Genomic DNA, 25,161 nt, shown 5'->3' with positions numbered 1-25,161 from the left:
GATGGCTAAACAACGTTCATATAAAATTAAATCTTATGTTAATGCGAGTCATGCAGTCCGTTGGAAGTCAGGAACGGGTAAGAAACACAATCATACTTGGGAAATCATTTGTGAGTTGCATGTGTTTGAAGGGATGGTTTCTTTTTTTGACATCGAGAAGTCGCTGAATAAAGCTATTGATGGGTTATCTGGTAAGTTTTTAAATGATTTACCAGAGTTCAAGGTCATTAATCCAACTGTGGAAAATGTGACCGAATATCTTTTTGACAATATTGATGGTATTTTACGCCAAAACAATGCGGTACTTTTGCGAATTGAAGTCAGCGATTCACCCACGCGATCGTTTTGTATTGACGTGACTGAGCGGAAATTTCCAACTGAACAAGAGGTTGATACTGAACAACAAAAGTCAGGAAACAATGATGCGTAAGTTTTATAATTTTAGTCAGTCTACAATTAATCTGGCTTGGCGGGTCTTGTTCTTTCTAATGCTTTTTTTTGCGTTGACTTCGTCTAATATTATTATTGGGGATAATGCAACTTTTGGGACTAGTACAACAATGATGACAAGTGGGTTGGTTATTGGTATTCTGGCAATCCTGATTATGAATTATGCTTATCCACGAGTGCATGCTAGTCTGGTCAGTATTTTTGTGACACATCAATTGATTACCGGAAGCATCCTATTATTATTCGTCTTGGCTGGTCAAGTGTTTTTCGTGACTTACGTTCATCCTGTAAGTGGATTCGATGCTGGTATGTTACACTACGCTGCGACGAGTGCTAAACACGTACAAGAGATTGGTGTTACTGCTTACTATAGTTTGAACCAAAACAACATGCCAATTATGTTATTTATGCATTGGTTGTCTGAAATTAGTGGACAAGCATCGTGGCTTTTTTTTGATTATGTTACCCTATTTTTTGTTGATTTATCGGTAATTTTTAATCTATTGAGTGTTGTAATTGTACAACCACGGGCGCTTGGTGCAGCGATGTATCTACATGCTGGTTGGTTAGCTGTTTTTCCAAGTATTATTATGCCGTATACTGATGCTTGGGTCTTGCCGCTCGTTTCTGGTTTCTTATTATGTTACTTTGTAATGCGCAAGGCAACGATGCCCTTGTGGCTGCGTGGAACAGCGACAGTTGCTTTTGCCATCTTCGTGACTTTGACATATTTTATGAAACCATCATCAATTATTCCAGTCATTGCCATTGTCATTATTGAGCTTTTGGCTTGGTTGGTTCAAAGAAAACATTTCACAAGTCGTGGGGTGTTTACAATTTTGGCTATGCTGGTGTTAATTGTAGATAGTGCGGGTCTAACTTATAAAATAGTCAATGATAAAGTTCAAAATCAAACTTATATTAAATTAGACTATTCACGTTCAATTCCCGCCATTCACTTTATGGCGATGGGAGTCTATGGTGAGGGTGGCTATAGTGAGAAACAAGCGATTGAAATGGCAGTGCTACCAACAGAAAAGCAGAAGACTGATTACTCAATTAGAATGCTCAAAAGGCGTTTACAAAAGTTGGGTGGTTGGGGCTATTTCAAGTTTCTGATTATGAAACAACGTAATAATACCGCGGATGGTACTTTTGGTTGGTTGAAAGAAGGTCATTTCTTTCGTGAAAATCAAAAACCAAATCAGCATGGCATTAGTAACAAACTAAAAAATTACATTTATTTATATGGCAGACACATTGCTGATTTTCGATTTGCAGCACAGCTTTGGTGGATTGTGTTATTGGTCATTATTGCGCTCGGTTTTGGTCCGCGTCGAGATTTAATCCAGATGTTGCGGTTGTCAATGGTTGGTGGATTTATGTTTTTACTTTTGTTTGAAGGTGGTCGTAGTCGGTATTTGATTCAATATTTGCCATGCTTATTGTTACTAAGTACTTTTTCATTTGAACGAGTAGTAGTGAACTTTCAACGATTATTTGGCTGGTATGATCTAGAATTAAAAAAAGATCGTGTTAAGATTGACAACGAATAGTTGTGGTTTTTGGTATTTGGCCTAATAGCTGAATACCTTTTTTAGATGGTAATAATTGTTAGTTATCCTTACAATCAAAAATGTCACTTTTCTTCTCTTGTGAAAGGTGGTTCGATAGAATACTATTGCAGAGCGTTTTGAGGTTAATTGGTTTGAAATTATGATGTAGGTTAATTTATCTATCAATAAAAAACATCGGTTTTGCTTTCAATTAACGAAATAGACCAGTAAAATATATTTATATTAATAAGTTCGAATAAATTATTAATTTTTATTCGCATTAATAATTGTAAGCGTCAACAAATCGATGGGGAGGTTCAAATAATGGCAGCGAAGTTAAAGCAAACAACTGTGACTGCACCGGTCGCGGGGGAGTTAGTGCCACTGAGTGTGATTCACGATCCAGTTTTTTCAAAAGGGCTGATGGGGAAAGGGTTTGGCATTGAACCAAGCGATGGCAAAATCAGTGCGCCGGTGAGTGGTGCCATAACCATGATTGCGAGTACGAAACACGCGATTGGGGTCAAGACGGCTGACGGCATGGAAGTGCTGGTACACATGGGTATCGATACGGTCGAATTAGCCGGCAAGCCATATCAGATCATGGTTAAATTGGGTGACCAAGTCACTGCTGGGCAAGCGATGGCAACCATGGATCTGGCCAGTGTTAAAAAAGCTGGCAAAGCTACCACAATTATTACCGTTATCACGAACACGGCCGCAATGGGTTATCAATTATTTTTAAATGAAGTCGATCAAGCGGTCGCTGCGGGTGATTCTGTGGCTATGGTGACAGGTAAGGCAAAGCCAGCGGCATCCTCGCAACCAGCGGATGAACCGGTTGGTGATGGCAAGTATGATCAATTGGCGCATGACATCATTAAGAATGTCGGTGGGCCAGCTAATATCAAAAGTTTGATTCATTGTATTACGCGACTACGTTTTTATTTAAAGGATGAAAGTATCGCCAATACAGCGGTGATCAGCGGACTAGATGGTGTGATTGATGTGACCAAGGGTAGCGGCCAGTATCAAGTCGTGATTGGTCCCGCGGTCAACGATGTGTATGACGCGGTCATTGCCCAGTTAGGGTCACAATTTGCGGATGATGATGCGACTAAGCAAGCCGTTGCGGACACGACTGCCGCTGCAAAGAAGCAACACCCACAAAATATTTTGGAACTGATCCAACATGGTTTTGGGAATATCATTGGGGTTATGACGGCGTCCATGATTCCGGTCATCGGGATTTTAGCCGGCTCTGGGATTCTGAAAGGGATTCTGGCGGCCTTGACTGGATTCAAAGTATTAAGTACGACAAGTGGCACGTACATGGTCTTAAATGCCATTGGTGATGCGACCTTCTATTTCTTGCCAGTTATTTTAGGCTTCACGGCGGCAAAAAAGCTCGGTTCGGATCCGATTGTTTTAGCAATCGTCGGGGGGATCTTGATCTATCCGCAGATTATCGCGGCAGCTGGTAAGGCAGCAACCGCCCAGATCTCATTTCTCGGCATCCCGACACATTTAGTCTCTTATTCAGCCTCAGTCTTCCCAATTATCGTGGCGGCTTGGTTGGGGGCGTACGTGGAAAAATTCTTAAAAAAAGTCATTCCACTTTATTTACGGAGCGTCTTCATTCCAATTTTAGAGGCTTTGATTTTAAGTGTGATCGTGCTGGTTGGCGTTGGCCCAATCATTACTGTTATCAGTAAAGGTTTAGCTGACGGCATCTTGGCCATCTACAACTTTAGTCCAGCACTATCAGGATTCGTCATTGGGGGATTATATCAAACGATGGTCATCTTCGGATTACATTGGGGACTCATTCCAATCGTCATCAACGATATTGCCACCAATGGTCATAGCTACTTGAATGCTATCTTGTCTGTGACGATGGTTGCTCAAGGCGGTGCCGTTCTAGCAGTCTTCCTGAAGTCGAAAGATAAGAAGTTAAAAGAAATCTCACTGGCCGCCGCAGTTTCAGCGTTTTGCGGGGTCACTGAACCGGCTTTATACGGGGTTAACTTGAAATATAAGCGAGTCTTCGTTTGGGCCAGCATTGGGAGTGCCTTTGGTGGATTGATTACCGGTCTGTTACGAGTCAATAACTACGCGCTTTCCGGTTCCTTGATTGGTTTTCCGGCCTTCATTACGCCGAATGTTGGTATTGGCAGTAATTTCTATGGCTATTTGATTTCACATTATGGGACGTTAATTATTTCAACCGTACTGGTTTTCTTATTTGGATTCTCAGATAAAATGTTAGCTAAAAATAAAACGCCAAAGTTAGACGCGGCAAAATAATTTTTAATAAGATGAGCTTGGAAAAATTTCCGGGCTCATTTTAGGTTGCCATTTTTTTTGCGAACGTGATTTGCCCAATGTCACTGAAATGTGCGTTAAGATAACTTTATATAGAAAGGGTGATGTGTCGATGTCAGTATTTAGTAATGCCGAAAAAGTTCAAATTTTTGCTGATTTAGTTAAAATTAAATCCGTTAATGATGATGAAACAGAAGTAGCTCAGTACTTACAGCGGTTGTTTGCTGATCATGGAATTAAAGCTGAGTTAATGCCACTAAGCGCCACGCGTAGTAATTTAGTTGCCGAAATTGGGAGTGGTGGCTCAGTTTTAGGAATTTCTGGACACATGGATGTCGTGACACCTGGCGACCTCAAGCAGTGGGATACGGATCCGTTTCAATTGACGGCTAAGGGTGGCAAGCTCTATGGTCGTGGTGCGACGGATATGAAGGGTGGCTTGGCCGCGATGGTCATTGCCATGATTGAAATCAATGCCGCGCACACCTTGACTAAGGGCCGGATTCGATTGATGGCGACGGTTGCCGAAGAAGTCGGTGAAACTGGCTCACAGAAGTTCTATGAGGCGGGGACGATGCAAGATGTCGATGCACTGCTGATTGGTGAACCGTCTGGCTACAACATTGCCTTTGCCCAGAAAGGATCAATCGATATTCGAATTGAATCCGCCGGTAAAGCTGCGCATAGTTCGATGCCAGAACAAGGTTACAATGCGTTAGATCCGTTGATTGATTTACTGAATCAAGCCAATCACGCTTTTCGTGATAGTGATCGGCAAAGTGACTTGTTGGGTAAACTTGTCTTTAATGCCACTGTTTTGCAAGGCGGTAATCAAGTGAATTCAATTCCCGCCAAGGCGGAAACGGAGCTAAATATTCGGTCCATTCCAGAATTCGACAACGATACTGCCATTGCAACGTTACAAAAGTTAGTTGATCAGCAGAATGCTAAAGGTGCCCACTTAACAATGACTGTCTTTATGTCGCAGAATCCAGTCCAAGCACCCATGGACACTAGATTAAGCAACTTAGCGGCTAAAATTGGCGCGACCTATGCTGGTCAGCCGATTCCAAAGGTGGCCATTCCAGCGGTGACGGATGCGTCAAACTTATTGAAGGGGAAGTCCAGTGATTTTCCATTTATCATGTTTGGCCCCGGTAATGACACACCGCACCAAGTTAATGAAAATATTGATAAACAGCTGTATCTTGATTTTATCAAGCTCTATGAAAACTTATTCGTTAGTTATCTGCAATAAAAGAACTTTTTGTCGTTGTACTCATAGAAAAATGGTTAGCCCAAATTCTAATTGAAATTGGGCTAACCATTTTGTTTTTTTAGCGTTAACTGATTCTAATCAACTTTAATGATTTTTCCAGCGGCAATTGGTAAGGTTACGTGAGCATCGTAGGGTCCAACAGCACCGGCAACGGTCGCGGGTAAGTTAACACTATCAGGTACGCCGTGAACGTAGACAACGCGTTGAGCCAAGTTCAAGTCAGTATCGTTAAATGCGGCCTTGAATTTTTTAGTGAGGTCGGCAAGCGAAACGACACGTGTGTAATGATAATCACCGTTCTTATCCGCCACAGGGTACTTATCGTTTGGAATGTCCATTGCGGCTGGATCATCGTTGAAGGGAACCATGGTCGTCCCGGAAACTGGTTCAGTTTCTGGCAGGTCAATGTAGCCGTCACCGTTCGCGTCTTGCGCGGGACCCGCAACTTGAGCCGCTTTTTCAGTTGGAAAGCCATGGAAATGTTCCCAATGTTGGGTGTTTGCCGGCGTATCATGCATGGTAATGTCAATGGTCAAGTGATCGGCAGTTAAGTCAAAAGTGGCTTGCCCATGCGCCGCAGTCCCAATCTTATCAGCGTTTAATGGTTTAATCTCAGCAATATATTTTGTCATGAAATGGAACCCCTTTCTTGAACCTATGTCAAGTCTACAATTAAATTTTGTAAAATGCACTTAAAGTGAAAGCTGACTTTTTGGTTAACTAAAGGTTGAAAGACTCAAAAGCATCACAAATGTTGTAGTACCGGTAACCCATAAGCCTAAAGTAGACTTACCTAAATTTAGCGCTCCGTCAATCAAAATCGGTGTGCTGTGGGGGACGGCGCCAGCCAAGGTACGGTCTGACGCCTCAATTCCAAGCCGATAAAACACGTCTTTGAATTGCCCCGCGAGATTAGTCAGCCAAGAACGCCGATTAATCTCGCCGACACTGCACACCGATTTTGACTGACTCCGCTAACCGTAAATAACTACTGACTTAGCTGGAGGTTGTTGCTGATAGCATCGGACGTGCAGGTAGTGTTTGACCGGCGTTCTTTTGCCGGCCTTACACCACGGACGGTCCCTCGTCCGCATGTTATCGGCAACAACCGGAAGCGGCAGTAGTCGACTAGTTTTCATTACCGGATTGTTGACGTAGTGGTGCAGACCGGCAATTTTTAACTTTCAACCTTTAGTTGGTTAATAAAAAAGGCCCACAACTCCCAAGTTTATGGGCTGTGGGTCTTTTAAATCGTTAAGGCTTCAAAGGGGTATTGCGGATTAAGGAAGCCCCCTGTAAAGCGACCTTAGTCGTTGCCGGCAGTTTACTGTGCTGCGGACTCCAACCGGTGTCTTTCGTTAACTGAATGGTTTGATGAGCGGTTTTTAACGTCATATTGGTGGCGTCCGTCAAGGCTAAGGTTGATTGGCCTAAACTGGCTTGTGTCAAAGTGGCCTGATTGTTTTTCGCTAGTTTTAAATTGAAATTGCCTTTAATGGTGGTGTGCCCGCTCTGAAATAAAGCCAAGCGTTGGTTCGCATCTAAATATAAGGCTAAACGTTCAGATGAATTGACCCAACGGCCAAGGTAATCCGTTGTGCGCACCTTGCTCACAGCGCTAATCGTGGGAGTCGCCGAGCTGACTTGTTTGTCAGCCGCGCCATTCCCACCGGTTGCTGACTGACATCCGGCTAAGCCAATGCTTAGAATCAGCGCGATGCCCAATAGTCCCCTTACTCTTTTCATGCTAATCTCCTCCAAAGTCGGAGTGCTTCACTCACGACTCTTGTTCTCTCAAACTCTCATTATAGATGAAGCTTGTCGTAATCGAAACCGAAATGCTGCGCTTTATAAATAAATTTAAGTTTACCGTGAGTCATTGAGGCAAAAAAACTTACCGTTTACGAGTAAATTGCTAATCACTCAATTTTGACCAATTGATTATGTTGCAACTTTGCTTGAAAATAATGATGAAATCGCGACACTGTCCGCATCTGACTGGTCGTTCAAGTCATCAATTAATTATTCCAAATCTATCAATCGATTGATATAAAACAAATTTTTTGGCTAATTATAAGCGCGGAAAACGTTGTTAATATCGCTGTTGGCTACCTAACCAGGCAATAACACCATATAGGCAGTTTCTTAAAAATGAGCTACTATATATAGTATTGAAAGCAAACGGGTAGCACAATTGGTTGTGCCGCTGGACCATTTGCGCAAAGTGATTAAAAAGTGGGGATGCACATGTTAACAACCGACACAACGGAACTTTTAGAACAATTGCGGCCATTACCGGTCATTAAACGGGGCGGCACGCAGACTAAATTTCATCCGTATAAGCTTAATTTTGTTTTGGATCAGTTAGCTTTAAACGCTGCGGAACAAACTGCGGTCAAACAAGCCTTAGTGGCTCATTACCAACAGACGACCGTCATTGAAACGCGTGAATTACGGCCAGCATTGATCAAAATCTTGACGGACTTAGATTTAGTGTCCGCCGCCAAAGCCTATCAAGATTATTTTATTGCGGAACAGGCCCGATTTTCGGCCGCAACGAATGTTCGTGAACGAATTGAGAAGCTATTTAATCGGGATGCCAGTGTTGTTCACGAAAATGCGAACAAAGATAGCAATGTTTTTAATACGCAACGCGATTTGGAAGCGGGGGCGGCTAGTCGGGCGATTGGCTTGAAGATGCTACCAGATGTAGTTGCCAAGGCGCATCTTCGTGGTGATTTGCATTGGCATGACCTGGATTATTCACCCGTGACACCTGAAACGAATTGCTGTCTGATTGATTTTGACGGTATGTTTAAGAATGGTTATAAGATTGGTAATGCCGAAGTGGCGTCACCACGCTCAATTCAAACGGCGACGGCCCAAATGGCCCAAATCATCGCCAACGTCGCGTCACTTCAATATGGTGGCTGTTCAGCTAATCGGGTCGATCAATTGTTGGCACCCTATGCTGAAATTAATTATCAAAAACATTTAGCTGATGCTGAGAAGTGGGTCGCGGTGGACAAACGGCAAGCTTATGCACAGACTAAAACGAAAAAAGACATTTACGACGCCATGCAAGCGTTGGAATATGAAATCAATACTTTGTACTCTTCTCAAGGCCAAACGCCATTTACCACGGTTAATTTCGGTCTGGGGACGGGTTGGATTGAACGTGAGATTCAACGGGCTATTTTACAGATTCGGATTAAAGGTCTTGGTAAAGAACGACGTACTGCCATTTTTCCAAAACTTATTTTTACGATTAAGCGTGGCTTGAATTTGGCGCCTGATGATCCCAATTATGATATTAAAACGCTCGCTATTGAATGCTCGACTAAGCGGATGTACCCCGATCTTTTAATGTACGATAAAATCAAATCATTAACGGGGAGCTTTAAAACGCCGATGGGCTGTCGGTCATTTTTACAAGGATGGCGTGATGAGCATGGCGTGGAAGTGAACTCTGGGCGCATGAATTTGGGCGTCGTCACGGTTAACTTGCCACGAATCGCGTTATCCGCACATGGGGATCGCCAGTTATTCTGGGAAATCTTTGACGAACGGATGCAGACCTGTCATCAAGCCCTGGCCTACCGCATCGAACGGACGAAAGAAGCACAACCAGAAAACGCGCCGTTGCTGTATATGTATGGTGCCTTTGGCAAACGCTTGCCCGCGGGTGGCAATGTTGACGACTTGTTTAAACATGAACGGGCCACGATTTCACTGGGTTATATCGGAATCTATGAAGTCTGCACGACCTTTTTCGGACCAAACTGGGAGCATAATACCGAAGCCCTCGATTTTGCAGAAACAGTCGTTAAACGGTTGCGTGACAAGTGCGCCGAATGGGCTAAGGCAAGTGGCTATCATTACAGCTTGTATTCAACGCCGGCTGAATCATTGACGGATACGTTCTGTCGTGATGATATTCAGAAGTTTGGCCGTATTCCGGATATTACGGACAAGGAATACTACACAAATAGTTTTCATTATGATGTTCGGAAACATCCTTCGCCATTTGAAAAGTTGACGATGGAAGAACGATTCCCACAATATGCTTCCGGCGGCTTTATCCATTACTGTGAATATCCAAACTTAACTCAAAATCCGAAGGCCTTAGAGGCAGTTTGGGATTGGGCTTATGATCACGTGGGTTATTTAGGAACGAACACGTCGATTGATCAATGCTTTAAATGTGGTTTCAAGGGTGAGTTTAAGGCAACGGCCCGCGGGTTCGTGTGCCCACAATGTGGTAACCATGACCCCAAGTATTGTGATGTGGTGAAGCGGACTTGTGGTTATCTAGGTAACCCCCAACAACGGCCGATGGTGCATGGTCGTCATGTTGAAATTGCTTCACGTCAAAAAAATATGTCTCCGGAGATGATTAAGAATGCCGCGCGCTATGAAAGGACCAAACAATCCGATGCCGAAAGAATGGTTGGCAGAGGACTTAAGTGAACAATATGTCGCTGATTACAAAGCCTTTAATTTTGTCGATGGTGAAGGGGTCCGCTGTAGTTTATATTTGAGCGGTTGTCCGTTTCATTGTCCAGGCTGCTACAACGTGGCTGCACAGAATTTTCACTATGGTCAGCCCTATACACAAGAATTAGAAGATCAGATTATCACGGATTTAAGTCAAGATTACGTTCAAGGCTTGACATTACTCGGTGGAGAACCGTTCTTGAATACGCAAGTTGCGATTCGAATCTGTGAACGGGTACGGGCAGAATTCGGTCATGACAAGGATATCTGGTCTTGGTCTGGTTATACCTGGGATGAATTGTTGAAGGATTCTGATGATAAATTAAAAATGTTATCACTAATCGATATTTTGGTTGATGGTCGCTTTTTAGAAGATCAGATGGATCTGACACTACAGTTTCGTGGTAGCGCCAATCAACGGATCATTGATGTGCCTAAGTCGTTAGCGCGTGGCGATGTGGTGATCTGGGATAAATTAAAACGCTAAATAAGTTCCACCGCAGTGTGTGGCTGAACGTCATACGCTGTTTTTTTATCAAAAATTAGTGATTGAGGGAGTCTTTTTGAACATGTTAACGACAATTAAAGCTTGGCAGGATCGGTATTTTCACTTTTGGGATCGGTTGAACGTGTTACGAGCAGGAATTTTAGGCGCAAATGATGGCATTATTTCAGTTTCAGGGATCGTGCTGGGGGCAGTTGGCGCAGATTTGAGTGCAACGACGCTATTTATTAGTGGTATTTCTGGCATGTTAGCCGGTGCCTGTTCGATGGCCGGCGGGGAGTATGTGTCAGTCAGTGCACAAAAAGAGGTGCAGTTAAGCAAATTGGGTCACACAACTGGGGCTGATTTGACCCAAACGCGATTGCGAGAGATTGATTTGCTGAATCCATTACATGCCGCGGCGACATCGTTTGTCTCATTTATCTTGGGGGCTTTGATTCCGCTACTTGCCATTAGTTTGTCGACGCCCGCGTGGCGCTTAGTGAATACGATTTTAGCCATGGTGGTGGCATTGAGCCTAAATGCCACTGTGAGCGCACAGCATGCCGCAGTCTCATTACCGAAAGTCATTTTGCGAAATGTTTTGGTTGGCGTCGCAACGGCATTGATCACTTTTTTGATGGGAACCTTACTGGGCGGCAATATTGCGGGTTAAATTTGCTTAAAAAAGGCTATTTTTCCGGTCAAATTGGACATTAAGTGTCGATATTTAAGAATTAAAAGGCTATACTAAGAAGCATGTTGATTAGTTAAATTATATTGACATAAATCAAGCGTTGAAACGAGGTCTTTTATCAGATGTATCGCTTTTTTGTTCAACCACAAGTTGATCAGAGCCAAAAATCCGTTTTTGGATATGAACTGTTGTTACGCAAAGAAACCCATGGTCGCTGGGCAGTTCCAGCAACTTTCACGGAATTGCCACTAACTAAACAGGTCCATCTACTCGAAGAATTAGCCTTACAATTATCAACTAAAGCAACTAATCAAGTCTTAGCCCTTAATTTGAATCGTGAACAGGCAGAAGACGACTTGATGCTTGGCACCATTATTTATTTAAAAAAACGGTTAAATCCGGCGGCGTTAACGATTGAATTAACTGAAAATCCAACCTTAGCCGAAATTCAAAAATATAGTGTTTTATTTCATCAATACGGGATTAAATTAAGTATTGATGATGTTGGGACGGGCTCCAATACCTTTGATAATGTGGAGCCATTATTACCGTTTGTTGACCAAATCAAATTTGCCATGCAGAATTTACGGATGAGTGGCAAAGCCGATCAAATTCCGACTGCCTTATCTTTTTGGCACACGGTCGCGTTACAGTATCACCTCGACTTCATTTTGGAAGGTGTGGAAGATGCACATGACCAGGAAATTGCTCGGACATTAGGCATTGATCTCCATCAGGGCTACCTTTATGGTAAACCTCAGTTGGTCGTGAAATGTCCTGATCGGCGTGCAGAGTCACAGCAGGATGGTCAATAACCGGGAAGGATAACGACATATGACATGGGCTTATTGGCGGGTACCGCCATTTGTAACCAGCATTTTCTTCATCCTCGGCGTGTTAACGTTATACTGGGTGCTATTTAATTGGATCACTGCGTTTTTTCATGCCCATCATATTAATATTGATGACGATGTTGTCAATTCTTGGCATGGGGTCTTGTACATGCTGGTATTCGTGTTTAGCTTGCAGACCTTGATCGTTGGGCAATCGGATTCTTGGCAGTTTATGAACTTTCAATTGATTGCGCTGATTTTTTGCGGTTATTTTTTGAATATTCATATTCCATACTATTTCCTGTTTCCGGTGGTCTTAGTGTACATGGTTTTCAACCAATCGATCACTTATTGGGAATCGTGGGGGTACGCCATTACGATGGTGGCGTTATTCTGGACGATGAACTATATTCGGATTCATTTTCAGGGTAAGGCGCACGCTTGGATCTATTATTTGTGCGCGGGTATTCCGTATGGCGGCGTTTTATGGTTGTGGATGAAGGTTAAATTTAGTTTGGACTGGAATACGTTCTGGCAAGAATGGGTTTATTTAGTCATCTTTGAAATTTTACTGTACGCTTACGTCAGCATGTTGACACGTGATAGTGAGTTTAAGTTGCGGTTGGCCCAATTTGCCAGCCACGATGCGCTCACGCAAACGGAGAACTTTGCGGCGTATACCGGCGAAATCAAATATCTCTTTGAGGACAGTTCAAAAAACAACTTAAAATTGTCGATGATGATGTTCGATATTGATCACTTTAAGCATGTTAATGATACTTATGGCCATTTAGCTGGTGACCGAGTATTGCAACACGTGACCGATGTTGTGCAAACGGTCATCGATGCGAACGACGAAAAGGTAACGTTGTATCGAACCGGTGGTGAGGAATTTAACATTCTGTTCCCCGGTTACGATTTAGCGAGCACTGAAACAATCGTGCGACAGATTTTCTTAGCGTTGAATCATCTCGGTGTGAATTTTGGGAATCAACAGATTCCAATTACAATTTCCGTTGGGGTTTCAGCGTTGTCAAAAGAAGATGCGACACCGATTGATTTCTATAACCGCGTCGATCAGAATTTATACCATTCGAAACGGAATGGGCGGATGCAAATTACGACAGATTAAATCTCAAGATCAACTAACTCATTATTGATGTTAGGTGGTCTTTTTTTCGGTGTTTTTAGTCTGGCGTGTTGTAGCGGTCATGTTTAAAAGCGGTCGCTTAACTTGCCGCTCCGGTTGGTCTGGACTGATGCTGGAACGTGGTGGCCACGTTTGTGAGCCATAGTGCGGTCTCACAAGCCGGGCTTTTCCTAAGCTGGAAACCCACCAGCAGTTGAAACGTGTTCGGTCCAACTGCTTCCTCCGCTTGCTACACCGTCACAACCACTCGGAAAACCACCGAGTAATTGTGACGGTTGGGCAATGCTCAGGAGCAACCCGTTGGACCTCACACTCTGAAAAATTTCACCACTGAGCATCATCCAGCCCGCCCTGCGCTAATTAGTAGTCCTGATACCAATTGGCTTTTGATTACTGCCACTGTTTGACGTCGGAGTGGACCAGTTCGTTCGCCGTGTCGAGACACTTAGCTGGGTGATTTTCCCAGGTTAGTGTCTGGCCGACTTTTAAGACGTGGGCTTTCGGCTTGAAAGCGCCCTGCAGACCGTTTTTTGGCTGCAGGTCTGCCTCACAGCGAACGTGCTGGTCCACGGAGACGAACAGCTAAAAACAAAAAAAGATAATGCCAGTCTACAACCCCAAAGTGAAGGAGTTAGAATGACATTATCTTTTTTAAGACTAATCGTTAGCAGCTTGTTGTGCGATATGGCGTTGGTTGCCACGATATAACTCAACAATGGTCCAAGCAAGTAAGGCAATGATAGCCGCAATTAATAGCCAAGCAATGGTATCAGCAATACCAAGTTGGCCCTTGGTAGGATTGTTGCCGAAGAAGCCTTCAACTTGTGATGGCAGGCCAATTAAGTTTAAACCGGTCAGGCCGACGACAGATAACCAGCCGAGTCCCTTGATCCAGAAAGCATTCTTGAAACGTTTGCCCATTTCCGCAGCACTGTCGGTCATCATGAGCAACGGTAGCATTGAGAATGGTAGGGCGAACGCCAAGAAAACCTGCGAATTATTCATCAAATTATTTAGGGCCTCATGTTCAGCAATGGCTGATTTACCACTGGTTAACATGACACAGATCAAAACGGGAATGACGGATAGTAGTCGGGTGACCAAGCGTCGTAGCCATAATGGCATCCGCATGTGCACGAAACCTTCCATGATTACTTGTCCGGTTAGTGTCCCGGTAATGGTCGAGTTTTGTCCAGAAGCGAGTAGAGCGACCGCAAATAAGGCAGATAACACGCCGGAACGGGCAACATCAATTAAGACGCCGTTACTTAAGGTTGAAGTGTTAGATAACGCTTGATACAACCCGAAGAATGAGGGGTCTTTAACGGCACCGGTCTTGAAGACCGCTACCCCCATGATGAGGAGTAACGCGTTGACGAAGAAGGCGGCTGTCAGCTGAATGTTAGAATCCAAGCTGGCAAATTTTACGGTTCGGGCAACATCATCAGCATCTTTGTGATCAATTTTCCGAGTTTGCGAAATCGCGGAGTGTAAGTACAAGTTATGTGGCATCACAGTTGCGCCAATAATCCCTAAGGCCCCGCTCATGGGTGTCATCCCAGCAACGGTGCGATCATTGGAAAAAGTTTCACTGGTTGGGATAAAGCCCTTAAAGACAGCTCCCCAGTTAGGATCAGACAAAGCAACTTCATAAGCAAAAACGAGTAGAATGACTAAAATCAAACAAACAACAATGGCTTCAATTTTTCGGAAACCAATTTTAGTTAATAATAATAGTAATAACACATCAAAGACGGTTATGAATACCGCAATGACTAACGGAATGTGGAATAGTAAGTAAAGTGCGATGGCTGCCCCGATAACTTCAGCGATATCGGTTGCCATAATCGCAAATTCAGTCAGAATCCATAAGACAATTCCCAATGTTTTACTGGTACGGGCACGAATCGCCTGTGCCAAATCCATCTGGGTCACGATGCCAAGTTTAGCTGCCATGTACTGCAGAAGCATCGCAATCAAACTTGACATTAAGATAACAGACATTAATAAATACTGAAAGTTTTGACCACCAGTAATTGAGGTTGACCAGTTCCCAGGGTCCATATAACCGACGGCAACTAAGGCACCGGGCCCGGAGTACGCAAATAAGGTGCGCCAGAAACCAATGTTTTTGGGTACTTCGATTTTTCCGTTGATTTCTTCTAGTGACGGACCGTTGGCATATTCAATTAATTTATGTTGCCGTTTATCTTTATCCATGTTGCGGACCACCTTTCGATTTCTAAAACCAGACTCATTGTACGCTGGGTCAGTCATAAATAATATAATTTCAGAAGCATACGGGCGAAAATTAGTGAGTTTTTAGGGGAGGTGCGTTTAGCGAGATAACTAACATGATTGCCGGTCTGACGGGCATTAAATGAGCATCGTTTGTTAATTGTTTTTATGAACTAGCGTTAACAAGTGTAAACCTTACTGAATCAGTTAAATAGTTCTGATATTTTGTGCATAATATGGTAAAGTCGGAGTTGAAAAGGATAACAATCAACGTATTTAACTAATATTAAAGGGAAAGTCAGGTCAATCAATTTGTGAGCAAGTTGGCAAAGCACTTGGATTTGAACGAAATATTGTCAACTGAACGTCGTTTTAAGGACTTAAGGAAGTGGAAAGCATGCCAGTAACAACGAGCAGTTTAATTCCGGTCGTGGCACCGGTCGCTGGTCGAAAGATCAGTTTGACAACGGTTGCCGACACGGTCCTTTCGTGTGGCATGCGGTTGGCAACGGCGCGAGTCTTGCCCCAAACTGATCGTATCGTGGCGCCGGCAGCAGGACGAGTCACACAAATTGCCAAAAAGCAGCATCGGTTATACTTTCGGACGTTAAATGGGCTGGAAGTTTTGATCCGTCTAGGTGTGGCAATGGTCAATGTGGCCGTGACATCGTTTCACTTAACGGTTAAATTAGGTGAGCAAGTTCAAGTTGGTCAAGAAATCGCCACCATGACTTTAGCGGCACCTCATTTACGGCGACCCAAAGCGACTGTTCCACGTCGGATTCTACGGGTCTATGCTCGGATGCAGGCCTTGTTCTTTACAGCGACTCACCGGATAGCGCCGGAAGGCAATGTTAAAACCAGTCTGACGCTAGATCCAGCGGCGAATCATCAGATAGCGACGGTAGGTCCGCCGTTACAAATTCAACTGTGTTGACCCAAGCATTGGGGTGACGAATGGGAATGTCATGAGATCAGTGAAGCGCTTGGGCGATAGCAATATCATCCAGTCAGGCTAATCAGCCAGCCGGCAATCGAACGGGGTGTTTAGATGTAACCGGCTAGTGGTCGATATCAGTTGATGATCGGATAGCAAGTGGCTGAGGTTTTTGCGTTAGTGATAGCGCATTCTGGGGCAACGGCATTTTTGAGAAAACGACGTTGGTCAAGTTTTGTGACCCATTTTTCACAAAACAAATCGATAATCATTGAACCGAATTTTAGTGAGGAATCTAGGCTAAAATAACTTAATGTGGCAGCATTAATCGGACTTGATTATCGAGAGTTCATGATGACTCTTAGTGAGTCTGCAAGTCAAAAACTAGATTCGTTGCGGTCAAAAGGTTAGGGCTTCCGATCGAGCGATTAAACCCGTGGGGGGTGGTTATCGCTGTCGAAACTGGTCTGTTCATCAAGGGATAATGCCGGCGTTTGGGGACGTCAGTAACGGTGAATCCTGACCATTTTCGTTAGTTTTGTTAGGTTAACCATGGCTGCAGAGAGTGAAGATTGAAAACGAATTACTTGCTTTTGTTTGGCAGTTCAGTTTACTATTAGCGTAAATTGAATAGGAGTGATTCGTGATGAGTGAAGCAACTTTTAATAAAAGTGAATTGGCCAAATTTGATGGTCAAAATGGGCAGCCAGCTTATGTGGCGGTTGCCGGTGTCGTCTATGATGTCACTGGTGTCGACGCTTGGGCTGCAGGCAAGCACCATGGTAATTTAGCCGGCCAAGAATTAACTGCGGTGATCGATAATCATTCACCACATGGGCGCGGTGTTTTGAAAAAGTTGCCAGTGATTGGAAAGTATGTGGATTAGTCGGCCTGTCGCTAATAACTGAATACCAATCAATATCGGATCAGGGCTAAACCAGTTCTGATCTTTTTTCGTTCAAAAATGTAACCGTTCTATAATTTGTCATCTAATTGTTACTTACGAACCGCAAGTTGAAAGTGCTATAGTGAACACTCGAAACTAAATCTAGGAAGAGGTAAGAACAATGCCACGTAATTTAAAAGAAGAAGTTGTGTTCACGGCGATTATGGCGGGTTTGATGGTGTTTGTCATGACTGCGTATAATGTTGCAATGGCGCAAGGCTTCAGCAATGGTTTGATCTTGGCAATTTTGAGCGGTTATCCGCTAGGTTTAGTCGTAGCAATCATTTTAGATCTGTTGGTCGTGGGACCAATTGCAAAAGGATTAGCTTTCAAATATATCATTAATGATTACATGCGGAAAAAGACGGTTTTAATTGGGATCACGATCTCAGTTTTAATGGTTCTTGGCATGGTAACTTGCATGTCCCTCTTTGGGATTGCGGTGGAAGGTAAGTTGGCCGGTGGGCACGTATTAGCTACCTATGGTCATACTTGGATTTTTAACTTGATTGTTGCCTTACCCTTACAACTCATTATCGTTGGGCCAATCGCTCGCGGCGTGTTAGGTAAGATGCAACAAGCTACTGCTAAACGGGATCAACCTTCAGCAGTTGAAGACGAAGATTAAAAAAATAGCACGATTTGAAGCTAGTTTTCGAAACGGTTAAGGCCGCTCGGAAGCTGGCTTTTTTGTAACCATAATAGTCTGATAAAGCGATTGAGCGATTACTTTTTGTGAAAAGCCCTGAATCTAAGGGTGAATTAATGATACAATTTCAATAAAGAAAGCGGTGCCAACTAAGTGCAGCCAAAGATTGAGCGAATAGCGGAGGAATAGTAAATGCAATCATTAGGATTAGTGGATATTGGTGGGACGTCGATTAAGTTTGCGATTTGGGATGGACATGCGTTACAGGAGCATCACGCTATCACAACCCCTAAAAATTTGACGGACTTTTTCGACTTACTGACTAGTGAAGTTGAAAAAATGAAAGCAATGGCCCCAATTGTGGGGGTCGGCATCAGTGCCCCCGGCGCGGTCGACAAGCAAACGGGAATTATTGGTGGGGCCAGTGCAATACCTTACATTCATAATTTTAAGATTCAGCAGGAGTTGTCGGCAAAGTTTGGCTTGCCCGTTAGCATGGAAAATGATGCGAATTGTGCGGCACTTGCAGAACTGGACAGTGGTGCTGGTGCCGGTGCGAATAGTTTAGCCTTTTTCGTGGTTGGAACAGGTGTTGGGGGTTCGATCATCATTAATCATCGAATCTGGCACGGTGCCCACTTATTCGGTGGGGAGTTCGGGTTCACTATGGCGACGGCAACGCATACGGTCAGTGAGCTCGGCACCGTTCCGAATGCTTTGCGGCGTTATCAGGCTTCTAATCCGCAAGCGGCGCCAATTGATGGGAAGCAATTATTTGAATTGGCGTCGAATGGTGATGAGGCCGCTGGAAAAGAAGTCCAGACGATCTATCGGACTTTAGCAACAGCCATTTACAATATTCAATACAGCTTTGATCCAGAGAAAATCGTGCTTGGTGGGGGCGTTTCCAACAATCCGGCCTTGATTCCTGGGATTGAAACCGAAATTGAAAAGATTCGAGCGCAAGTGAAGATTGCCTCACTCAAACCCGATGTCGTGCCGTGTGTTTATACGGATGAAGCAAATTTACGGGGCGCTGCCGTTGATTTTGAGCAGAGCTATCCGGATTTGGGTTAGGATCTTTTTGTCAGCTTAAAGTGATTAGTCAGTAGTGTTTAGGTGCACTGCTGGCTATTTTTAATGGTAATTCTTATTTGGGATAAAGTTTACGCAAATTTGATAGTTGCTTATGAAGTAACATGCTATCGTAATTGGTGTTACTTTAATGAAGCGGATGGAAAATTCAAATGACTGCAAAAGACAATAACTTAAGCTCGAATGTGCCACAGCACTTGTTACCAAGTTTGTCCTCGACACAGAGTGCTTGTCTGTTAGAAAATTTGAAGACCCAAATGACGAATCGCGCATTAACCACTGCACTGAATAATTGTTTCAACTGGAAACTTGTCACAGTTAGCTATGATGCAGATTTCACGGGTCGTTTGAGGTGTGATAAATGTCATCGAAGTCTGAAAGAGCAGTTTTCATTTATAGATGTTAAAACTGGAAATATTCAAAAATTGGGAATTACTCATTTTAAACAACAGCTTGTGTTATCTGAAAAGAGCATTAGTCAGTTTGTCCAGGTCATTGACCAAGAGTTTGGGGGAACTGATGAAATCTTAGCCATGTATCGGAATGGTATGCCGGTACCTAAAGCCGTCAAGGCCTTTATAAAGTTAGATGAAAGTTCCTGGAGCAAGAAAATCAAGCAATTTGTACAGTTGGGCCTGCCAATTAGTCCGGTAGAGTTAATAGGCAGCAATCCCTTTCAGATTAATCTAAAAGAATTAGCGTTTTTGAATCGCTTTGATATTGATGCACGTTTTAATACATCTGAGGTTGTTCATGAATTGGTGGCGACTATTCGGAAAAATCCTGAGCAAGCGAGTTGTATTCGAAAAAAACAGCAACAAGCGAAGTTAGAACAGTTAGTGCCCTATTTAGATCATTTTGGCGGATTGTTCACGAAATTTAAAATTCAGAACATCAAAGGTGGCGATTATTTAGGCTATAGTGAATTGACAAAATTAGAAGCAAGCTATATTTGTTACTACCTGGCAGAAGTGATTGAAAATAAGGCATCTTTTGACAATTATGATGTATCGGATTGGGTCGTTCGCCATGTAATCAAATTAGGCGGCGATTATCGAGATGAAAACGTCGCAATTTTGAATTCAATCGAGCGATTAGAATCAATTGTTGCACAGTTGTTGATTCGTTTAGAGCAATTGAATATCGTACAAGCTGACTTAAACAAATATGTGATGATTGATCAATCCAAAATGCGACTGGAGAGTTGAATCTTCAGCAAGCATGGCTAGCACCTACCCATAGTATTGACAAGCAATGAGTCACATGTTAATTTGTAACTATTAAATCTTAGAGGAGCTGCCTATGTCGGCCGTTAAATAACCATCTCATTTTAGTACCGAAAATTGCTGAGAAAGCCTCAGCTTTGTTTAGTGTACCCAAATGCTGGTTAAACGGTTGACTAGGACAAATGGCCCTAGTTCGTTTAGCGTACAGCCGTGGTGCTGTGTGCTTTTTTGTCCAGCTGTGAGGGCAACTGATCGATGAAAGGATTTAATAAAATTGACAATTAATTTAGTAAACTATGGCTTAAACGCCAATTTTGAACAAGCAGGCAAGACAGCTAAGGGTTTAGCATTAGCACGAGTGACCGAACAACATCATAACTTATATCGGATTGTCACAACCCAAGGTGAACGACAAGCGACGGTTGCGGGCAAATTTGCCCACGAGAACACAGATCCGACCAGTTTCCCAGCTGTAGGGGATTGGGCCTTGGTCACTTTATCTGCGGACATTGCGGTGATTCATCAAGTCTTGCCACGCCAGAGTGTGCTTGCACGGGAGGCCGTTGGTGACCGAAAGGCTGGTCAGGTGATTGCGGCGAATGTGGATACCATTTTTATTTGCATGTCACTCAATGCTGATTTTAATGTGCGACGAATGGAGCGTTATTTGACGATGGCGTGGGATAGTCAAGCTATGCCGGTCATTGTGTTAACGAAAGCGGATCTGTGTGATGATTTGCCAGCCAAGCTCGCGGCGCTATCAGAAGTGAGCATGGGTGTAGACGTCATTGTTTGCTCCGCCAAAACAGGCGCGGGGTATGACAAGGTCGTCGCACAAGTCCCGGCTGGTCGCACGGTCGCGTTTGTGGGTTCTTCGGGGGTTGGTAAGTCAACCCTGATCAATCGATTGATGGGACAAACGGTATTGGCAACGAAAACGATTCGGGCCGACGACGATAAAGGGCGCCATGCCACGACTTTTCGGCAATTATTAGTTTTACCAACGGGTGGTATTGTGATCGATACACCCGGAATGCGGGAGTTACAACTTTATACGGGTGATTTAGAACGGACCTTTGCGGATATTGCGACATTAGCAACACAATGCAAGTTCCGAAATTGTACCCATACGAGTGAACCGGGATGTGCGGTTCAAGCCGCCATTCAGTCCGGAACGTTGACGACTGAACGATTTGAAAGCTATCAGAAACTACAACGTGAAATGGCCTATGATGGATTGAACGCGCGACAACGTGAACAAGCGAAGATTGATCGCATGTTTGGCAGTAAAAATGAAATGAAACAAGTGGTTCGGCAAGCAAAAGCTAAGAATAACCGCAAGTAATTTCAGTTAGAAAATAAAATGGTGCTGCGAAGGTTTGTCTTTCGCGGCACCATTTTTGACTTAAATCGAGAGGGCTTCAATAGGCAAGTGCATCCCTTTCCAGCCTTCAAGTGCGCAGGAAAGTTCGTATGCTTTGAAGTCGGCAGATAGCAAGGTCAGGAGCGCAACTTTGCCAAGGGTCGTGCCCGCCGTCCAATCATAAACCACGTAAGTTTTTCGATGATCTAATTCGGATAGCCGTGAGCCCAAATCTTTGGCTGGCATCGCTATGGCACCCTTGATCTGGTCCTTTTTAATGGCAGCAGGGGCATTACGAACGTCCAAAATGACGAATTCTGAATTGGGCTGTTGAAGCTTAGCTAGGACCGTGGTGTGATCAATGTAGAGACTGAGAGTAGTTTTTAAGAAATCAATTTTAGCTTTTTCCATGTTAATGACTCTTTTCTGAGTTTGATTTTTGGGACCCTTGATTAACTTTGTGCAGTAACTTGGTTAAGGTCGCAATTTCTGAAGTAGAGAATGGTGCCATAATGGTTTTTACGGCTTCGAAATTGTGGGGTAAAAAGGTGTGCAGGACTGCTTCACCAGCAGAGGTCAGTTGGATCAAAACGGAACGCTTGTCCTTAACAGAATTGGTTTTGACGACCCAATCGTTGGCAATTAAACGTTTCAAAATTTTACTGACAGTAGCGCGGGTTGCACCTAATTTAGTGGCAATCACGGCTGGCGTGAGTTGTTGGTCATCTGCACGCAACAGAAACATCAGGATAATGAAGCGCGTTTCGGTGAGGTCGTATTTTGTCAAGGCTAATTGGACAGAAAGTATTCTGTTTGGTAATGAAATACAATTAAAAGTTTGCATCATTAAAAGTATAAGTATTTAATGCTGATTGAATTGTTTGTGGACAAGTAAAACAACTAGTAAACAGCTTAAACAATTGCTATAACAACGTTTCAAACATTTAAAAATTTTATGATTTTAGTTAAAAAATTCATTTGTTGGTGTTGATTGTTCACTTGAAAAGCGTGAAAATAGAAGTGAATTAAGGAAATATTAAGGAATAAATGAATTTTTAGGTGGGATATTATGGAAAGTAAACGAACAAATTTTAAGATGTACAAGATTGGTCGTCGCTGGGCCTTTGCTTGTGCAGTTTTGTTAACTTTAGGGACGTCAACCGTCATTGCCAACGCGGATACGGCTGCGACTGATACACAAGCTAGTGACACTAGTTCAAGTCAGACGGCGTCATCATCGAATAGTAAGTCACAACTTTTAAAATCGTCTGCTGCTCAGCCTACTGCGGCTAGTGACAGTCAATCACAGACAGTAACTGGTGATTCTGATGCTAGTTCGGCCAAGTCAGAATCAAGTGCTGATTCAACGACCGCAACGACTTCGGCAACAGCAACACAGGAAAAGACGCAGTCAACGACTAAAAACCAAGCTACTGAGCCATCCAGTTCTGATGGTGATGAGAGCACGGTAACTAACGATGATTTAGCTGATCAAACTTCTTCAACTGACCAATCAACTAGTGAAACGACTGATCAAAATACTAATACTACTGAGTCAGCAGCCACGGATCAGACAACGACTGAAACTTCAGCGACACCCACAAAAGTACAAGCGACACGGGCAAGCTTGACTAAGTCAGCTGTGACACCAACTGCCAATGATGCGGTTAAAGATGGTGGCACCGTTGAAGATGACTATCCTGATTTGCACAACATTCTTGGAATTTCTTCACAATTTCATATTTTTGCCCGTGAAGCTGACCTAGGCACCCATACAAATGGGAACGTTGCCGTGGGTAATTTAATTGGTAACGTCAACTTTGGGACGAATATTATTGAAGAATTATTGGATAAAGATATTTCTTACATTCAAAATGTGACTAACATTGCCAGCAGCTCCTTCGTTTCAGCTGGAGATACCCGTGTCAACAAAGTAATCTTTGGCGAGGATGTTGCGATCGATATCAGTAACCCTAAGCGTCCTAAAATTAATGGGGTCGATATTGATCATTTGTTAGCCGAAGAAGTTTATCAAGATAAAAATGGTAACGTTTATATTGATTTTGATAAAGAATTTGCGAAGTTGGAAAAGTTGAGTGCCAGTTTAAGTGAACAGACACCCGTCAAGAGCTATACCAATAGTGATTTCGAAGACATGAATAAGCGGGTTATCGACGTTAGCGACTTACAACCGGATAAAGATGGCCGTATCGTGATTAATTTGACGGCCGACGTTTTGGCTGGCAATACGCCATTAACCATCAGTGGTTTATCAGCGGATAAAGATGGTAACACGGTGATCATTAATGTCGATACGGAAGGCGCTACGGATTATAATGTTAATTCTGCAATCAAGATTATCTATGATGATGGTTCAGAACGAAACAGTCATGAAACGGAATACTTCGGGGATAATCATTTGCTCTGGAACTTCTATGATTCCACTGCTAGCGATAAACAAGTTACTGGCAAAGTTGATTTTAATGCCGTTTTCCAAGGGAGCGTTTTGGCACCAGCAGCTGAAGTAACGGCTAACCAAAACTTAGATGGTAACATTATTGCAGATAAAGTGAATGTTAGAGGTGAAACGCACCGTTGGGATTTACAAGACAATGTGGATAATGAAACTGATCCTGATGAGCCAGCGCTAGAACCTGATCCTGATGAAGGAGACTACGATATCCCAGGGAAACCTGGTATTGATGTTGATATGCCAGGAACAGATACGCCAGGGAAACCCGGTATTGATGTTGACATGCCAGGAACAGATACGCCAGGGAAACCCGGTATCGATGTTGACATGCCAGGAACAGATACGCCAGGGAAACCCGGTATCGACGTTGACATGCCAGGAACGGATACGCCAGGGAAACCCGGTATTGATGCAGAGCTGCCAGGAACGGATACGCCAGGAGAACCTGGTATTGATGCGGAATTGCCAGCTGTTGACGAAGATGGCGACACGATTGACGAACCTGATGTCGATGATTCTGAAGAAGCCAATGAAATCGAAGAAATTGATGAGATTGAGGCCGAACCAGGAACTGAAGCTGAAGAGGAAGCCTTAGAAGAGATTTTCGAAGAGACTTTGGACGATTCTAATCGTGATCAAGTCAAAGTTGATGACGTACTTTTGACTAAGATTGATGAAGCCATTAAAGTCGCTCAAGCTAAGGGTGACACAGCGTTAGTTCAACGTTTGGAAGCTTTGAAGGCGCGGGTTGAAGCGGCTGTGAAAGTTGCCAAAGGCGAGCGCTTACCACAAACTGATGAACAACCAAATTCGTTGGCTGCACTGTTAGGACTCATTTTAGCCGGTGGTCTAACGTTAGGTGCTGTGGGTAGTCGTCGTCGGAAGCATCAGAATTAGTAATAGTTTTAAAATGTGGCATACTTTAAGCCTAAAATAGACAAATAAAATGAGATTGGACGCTAA

The 25,161-nt window shown here is 43.5% G+C and carries 21 protein-coding genes; 16 read left to right on the top strand and 5 right to left on the bottom strand.

The genetic code is table 11. The features are described from left to right. Position 1: 1 nt before the first annotated feature. From RA086_RS11650 to RA086_RS11635, 4 genes are all read left to right on the top strand, one after another. The gene (locus tag RA086_RS11650) at positions 2-430 is read left to right on the top strand and encodes a 6-carboxytetrahydropterin synthase (RefSeq protein ID WP_308703955.1); all 429 of its coding nucleotides are present in this window, start codon (positions 2-4) and stop codon (positions 428-430) included. Continuing rightward, on the top strand, positions 420-2,006 hold the full coding sequence (locus tag RA086_RS11645) for a TIGR03766 family XrtG-associated glycosyltransferase (protein WP_308703954.1): 1,587 nt from the start codon (positions 420-422) through the stop codon (positions 2,004-2,006). The genes RA086_RS11650 and RA086_RS11645 overlap by 11 nt, the downstream gene beginning before the upstream one ends. Before the next feature lie 324 nt (positions 2,007-2,330). Then, on the top strand, positions 2,331-4,313 hold the full coding sequence (locus RA086_RS11640) for a glucose PTS transporter subunit IIA (protein ID WP_308703953.1): 1,983 nt from the start codon (positions 2,331-2,333) through the stop codon (positions 4,311-4,313). Between the two features lie 130 nt (positions 4,314-4,443). Beyond that, positions 4,444-5,589 (top strand): ArgE/DapE family deacylase, encoded by a 1,146-nt coding sequence (locus tag RA086_RS11635; protein ID WP_308703952.1) that lies wholly within the window; start codon positions 4,444-4,446, stop codon positions 5,587-5,589. 95 nt (positions 5,590-5,684) lie between these two features. Here RA086_RS11635 and RA086_RS11630 read toward each other — a convergent pair whose 3' ends face one another. Both RA086_RS11630 and RA086_RS11625 read right to left on the bottom strand, forming a co-directional pair. Then, the gene (locus tag RA086_RS11630; protein WP_308703951.1) at positions 5,685-6,242 is read right to left on the bottom strand and encodes a hypothetical protein; all 558 of its coding nucleotides are present in this window, start codon (positions 6,240-6,242) and stop codon (positions 5,685-5,687) included. A 622-nt stretch (positions 6,243-6,864) separates the two neighbouring features. Continuing rightward, on the bottom strand, positions 6,865-7,356 hold the full coding sequence (locus RA086_RS11625; protein ID WP_308703950.1) for a hypothetical protein: 492 nt from the start codon (positions 7,354-7,356) through the stop codon (positions 6,865-6,867). Positions 7,357-7,857: 501 nt separating this feature from the next. On the opposite strand from RA086_RS11625, the gene nrdD reads away from it, so the two are divergent. From nrdD to RA086_RS11600, 5 genes are all read left to right on the top strand, one after another. Further along, entirely contained in the window at positions 7,858-10,080 is a 2,223-nt protein-coding gene (nrdD, locus tag RA086_RS11620; RefSeq protein ID WP_308703949.1) for an anaerobic ribonucleoside-triphosphate reductase, read from the top strand. Next, positions 10,046-10,594, top strand: a complete 549-nt coding sequence (gene nrdG / locus RA086_RS11615; protein ID WP_407659068.1) for an anaerobic ribonucleoside-triphosphate reductase activating protein — start codon at positions 10,046-10,048, stop codon at positions 10,592-10,594. The genes nrdD and nrdG overlap by 35 nt, the downstream gene beginning before the upstream one ends. An 82-nt stretch (positions 10,595-10,676) precedes the next feature. Continuing rightward, on the top strand, positions 10,677-11,267 hold the full coding sequence (locus RA086_RS11610; RefSeq protein ID WP_308703947.1) for a VIT1/CCC1 transporter family protein: 591 nt from the start codon (positions 10,677-10,679) through the stop codon (positions 11,265-11,267). 143 nt (positions 11,268-11,410) lie between these two features. Next, positions 11,411-12,103, top strand: coding sequence for an EAL domain-containing protein (locus tag RA086_RS11605; RefSeq protein ID WP_308703946.1), 693 nt, complete (start codon positions 11,411-11,413; stop codon positions 12,101-12,103). 19 nt (positions 12,104-12,122) lie between these two features. Next, on the top strand, positions 12,123-13,253 hold the full coding sequence (locus RA086_RS11600; protein WP_308703945.1) for a GGDEF domain-containing protein: 1,131 nt from the start codon (positions 12,123-12,125) through the stop codon (positions 13,251-13,253). A 675-nt stretch (positions 13,254-13,928) separates the two neighbouring features. Here RA086_RS11600 and RA086_RS11595 read toward each other — a convergent pair. After that, positions 13,929-15,491, bottom strand: a complete 1,563-nt coding sequence (locus tag RA086_RS11595; protein WP_308703944.1) for an Nramp family divalent metal transporter — start codon at positions 15,489-15,491, stop codon at positions 13,929-13,931. Positions 15,492-15,906: 415 nt separating this feature from the next. On the opposite strand from RA086_RS11595, the gene RA086_RS11590 reads away from it, so the two are divergent. The 6 genes from RA086_RS11590 (at position 15,907) to rsgA (ending at position 21,707) form a co-directional block, all read left to right on the top strand. Continuing rightward, positions 15,907-16,446: a PTS glucose transporter subunit IIA gene (locus tag RA086_RS11590; protein ID WP_308703943.1), complete on the top strand. Its 540-nt coding sequence runs from the start codon at positions 15,907-15,909 to the stop codon at positions 16,444-16,446. A 646-nt stretch (positions 16,447-17,092) separates the two neighbouring features. Continuing rightward, complete coding sequence (locus tag RA086_RS11585; RefSeq protein ID WP_308703942.1) at positions 17,093-17,332, top strand: cytochrome b5 domain-containing protein; 240 nt, start codon at positions 17,093-17,095, stop codon at positions 17,330-17,332. 181 nt (positions 17,333-17,513) lie between these two features. Then, positions 17,514-18,020, top strand: coding sequence for a DUF2798 domain-containing protein (locus tag RA086_RS11580; protein WP_308703941.1), 507 nt, complete (start codon positions 17,514-17,516; stop codon positions 18,018-18,020). A 213-nt stretch (positions 18,021-18,233) separates the two neighbouring features. Continuing rightward, positions 18,234-19,118 carry an ROK family protein gene (locus RA086_RS11575; protein WP_308703940.1) on the top strand — a complete coding sequence of 295 codons (885 nt, stop codon included), beginning with the start codon at positions 18,234-18,236 and terminating at the stop codon, positions 19,116-19,118. 170 nt (positions 19,119-19,288) lie between these two features. Beyond that, positions 19,289-20,344: a hypothetical protein gene (locus RA086_RS11570; protein ID WP_308703939.1), complete on the top strand. Its 1,056-nt coding sequence runs from the start codon at positions 19,289-19,291 to the stop codon at positions 20,342-20,344. Between the two features lie 292 nt (positions 20,345-20,636). Then, a complete protein-coding gene (gene rsgA / locus RA086_RS11565) occupies positions 20,637-21,707 on the top strand; it encodes a ribosome small subunit-dependent GTPase A (protein ID WP_308703938.1) in 1,071 nt (356 codons plus the stop codon). A 60-nt stretch (positions 21,708-21,767) separates the two neighbouring features. Here rsgA and RA086_RS11560 read toward each other — a convergent pair whose 3' ends face one another. Both RA086_RS11560 and RA086_RS11555 read right to left on the bottom strand, forming a co-directional pair. Next, complete coding sequence (locus tag RA086_RS11560; protein WP_308703937.1) at positions 21,768-22,136, bottom strand: rhodanese-like domain-containing protein; 369 nt, start codon at positions 22,134-22,136, stop codon at positions 21,768-21,770. A 1-nt stretch (position 22,137) separates the two neighbouring features. Continuing rightward, positions 22,138-22,512, bottom strand: coding sequence for a MarR family winged helix-turn-helix transcriptional regulator (locus tag RA086_RS11555; RefSeq protein WP_308703936.1), 375 nt, complete (start codon positions 22,510-22,512; stop codon positions 22,138-22,140). Positions 22,513-22,794: 282 nt separating this feature from the next. On the opposite strand from RA086_RS11555, the gene RA086_RS11550 reads away from it, so the two are divergent. Next, complete coding sequence (locus tag RA086_RS11550; RefSeq protein WP_308703935.1) at positions 22,795-25,095, top strand: collagen-binding domain-containing protein; 2,301 nt, start codon at positions 22,795-22,797, stop codon at positions 25,093-25,095. Positions 25,096-25,161: the final 66 nt, after the last annotated feature.

It is taken from the genome of Lactiplantibacillus brownii (assembly GCF_031085375.1).
Classification (GTDB): Bacteria; Bacillota; Bacilli; order Lactobacillales; family Lactobacillaceae; genus Lactiplantibacillus; species Lactiplantibacillus brownii.
This window is presented reverse-complemented; position numbering and strand designations above follow the sequence as displayed.